The organism is Limnospira sp. PMC 289.06, assembly GCF_032350395.1.
Lineage (GTDB): Bacteria > Cyanobacteriota > Cyanobacteriia > Cyanobacteriales > Microcoleaceae > Limnospira > Limnospira platensis.
Map to the genome: position 1 here is coordinate 1 of NZ_JARPLC010000252.1, position 2,386 is coordinate 2,386.

The window sequence follows — 2,386 nt, forward strand, 5'->3', positions numbered from 1 at the left end:
GATACAGGGATGCTGGGGACTTGAACAGGTTTTCGCCAAAATGAGAATTGCTGATATGTTGTATTAACCTGATACATTTCAGCTTTTCCATGGCAATATAAGGGCAGGTTCAAGATGGTTAAGCTATCCTCCGCCCTAGGGTTTCTATGGTTGGTTTCTAACTATCATCTCTAGTTTCTTCAGAAGAACCGGGGGAAGATTGATAAAGGTTATCTAGCTGAGTTCGCGCATCTTGGACTGAGAGGGAACGCATCACCAGCAAAGGTTCTTTGAGTACATTTCCTGACTCATCTAGTAATTCTGGATGGATGTTCTGGTAATTTCGGGAATCCGCTGACCTAAAGCCACCCGCCGAGTGAGAATTATAGCGCTGAGAGTCCATACCAACAGTCAACAGGCTACGAATTAAATTGCGTACTGCTATAAATGCCAGAGTGGTAAAAGCCAGAATATAAAGCAGATGTAACATGATTTACTCCTTGGGGTAGGGATAATTGATGAAAACTGGGCCTTGTTAAAAGCTAATGAATCGAGGCTAAGATTTTGTTCTATTTACCACAACTTTACCGTAAATTAGGGAGCAACCGCTACAGTTTCTCTAAAAATCGAAACCGGGAAAGGAACAGTTGAGAAAACCTACCTATAGCCTGCGGTCCCTAGAACTTAACTGGGATTTCCATTTTCGATCTGGGGTTTCGATTCCAAACGAAAGCGGTTAGCAATGCGCCAACAATCAGTTAAGAGTTGATGCCACGGCATTAGCACCTTCATTTCAATCCCGGCTTGACATCCGGTGGCGTGAAACAGTGTTTTAGCGGTGTTGACCTCTTCCTGGGCTTGTTTAATGCGATCTAGGACTTCTGATTGTTGCTGTTCACTCAGAAAAGGGATGTTCTCAGTTTCCAGGAGTTGTCGCGATCGCCCAAACCAATATTGGAAGTCTTCCAGCATCGGCTCCAGAATTGCCTTGAGCAACTCAGTTTCTGAGGAGTTATGATTCGGCATAGCATCGAGATGAAAGTTTATTAATTAGGGGTCGAGAGTGAAGTCGCCTTCACCCCTCCCATTCAAAACCGTGCATGAAAGTTTCCCTTCACACGGCTCTAGTGGTGCTTCCACATCCCGATAATTGGCATAGACAGGAAAAAACTTCCTGATGTGACGCACGCGCAGACTGCTCCATTGTTAAGGATGCAGCGTTGGCGTTATCGAGCGCCGTCTTATCATCGCGGGTGTGGCGGTGTAATAGCTGAAGGTTCTTGTATTCATCCTTTCCGCCGAGGCTTCTAGGTACAATGTGGTCTACTTCAACTAAGTCTGATGGGGTGAAGTATTGCCCGCACCAGGTACACTTGCCTTTTGGCTTTTTGAGTAGTTTTGCTACCCTGTTTGGCGTGTCGATTGCTTGTCCTTTCCTGGTTGCCCAGTAAGTCCAGTTTCCGTCGTATGGTGTTGCGTCGGGGAGTATTAGGGTATGTCTGATAATTGGAGTCCAATTGTGATTGAACAGATGTAACCCATCTTTGGTTTGGAACAGCCAATTTTCGTGTCTTTCTTTCCCATTGCTAAGTTTAATTGTTCCATGTCTGAAATAATTACTTAGCTTTTCGTGACTTGCCTTTCCGCATCTTGATACTGTCCATGCCCGTAACATTTGCCAGATTATGAAGTCTAGCTTATTGAAGGTCTCTGTTGAGACTACTGCTGAGTAATAGTTTGCCCATCCTCTTATAATTGGGTTTAGTCTACTTATCAGGGCTGATTGAGGTGCTGTCTTATATCGTTTAATTACACCTTTTATCACTTCTGTGTGGGCAACAACTGCTTTTTGGCTGGGTTTTATATGTGTTTTGTTTCCTAATGGTTTCCCATGTTGGATTTTCCCAGTTCTATATTTTCCTACAGGATATTGCCTAATATTGAAACCTAAGAAATCAAATCCGGGTTCCTCTGCTTTGCCGTTATACTCAATGGGTTTGAGTGTATGGCAGATTCGAGTCTTTTCAGGTTTAATCTCTAATCCAACAGGTTTTAACCATTCGGAAATAGCAGTTTTGCACTGTTCAATGATTCCTAAGTCTTTGGATATGACTACAAAATCATCGGCGTATCTTATCAAGTTAACTTGGGTAGCCGTTCCTTTATTAGGATACATTCCTTTAACTAGCCTTTCAATTCCCAACAGTGCGATGTTGGCTATAAGTGGACTTATTACCCCTCCTTGAGGTGTCCCTGCTTCTGTATCCTCAAATACGCCGTTATCTAGCACACCCGCTTTTAACCATTGTTTTAGATCTCTTTTCATGATGCTTGGAAAATGAGTTTTGGACAGTAGATAATCATGGTTCACGGTAAGAGCATTTCGCTATATGTTAGGGGTCGAGAG

Annotated in this window: 3 protein-coding genes; all 3 read right to left on the bottom strand. The window is 43.3% G+C overall.

Annotated features, from left to right (window positions below):
- Positions 1-157: 157 nt before the first annotated feature.
- The 3 genes from P5674_RS24140 to P5674_RS24150 all read right to left on the bottom strand — a co-directional run bounded on the left by P5674_RS24140 (position 158) and on the right by P5674_RS24150 (position 2,350).
- A complete protein-coding gene (locus P5674_RS24140; RefSeq protein WP_006616059.1) occupies positions 158-469 on the bottom strand; it encodes a DUF2973 domain-containing protein in 312 nt (103 codons plus the stop codon).
- Positions 470-663: 194 nt separating this feature from the next.
- Complete coding sequence (locus P5674_RS24145; protein WP_006625973.1) at positions 664-1,005, bottom strand: DUF2605 domain-containing protein; 342 nt, start codon at positions 1,003-1,005, stop codon at positions 664-666.
- A gap of 88 nt (positions 1,006-1,093) precedes the next feature.
- Complete coding sequence (locus P5674_RS24150; RefSeq protein WP_315670358.1) at positions 1,094-2,350, bottom strand: reverse transcriptase domain-containing protein; 1,257 nt, start codon at positions 2,348-2,350, stop codon at positions 1,094-1,096.
- Between the last annotated feature and the right edge of the window lie 36 nt (positions 2,351-2,386).

Excerpts from the sequence above, each read along its gene's own strand:
- P5674_RS24145 (WP_006625973.1), bottom strand. The coding sequence starts at position 1,005 with ATGCCGAATCATAACTCCTCAGAAACTGAGTTGCTCAAGGCAATTCTG.
- P5674_RS24140 (WP_006616059.1), bottom strand. The coding sequence starts at position 469 with ATGTTACATCTGCTTTATATTCTGGCTTTTACCACTCTGGCATTTATA.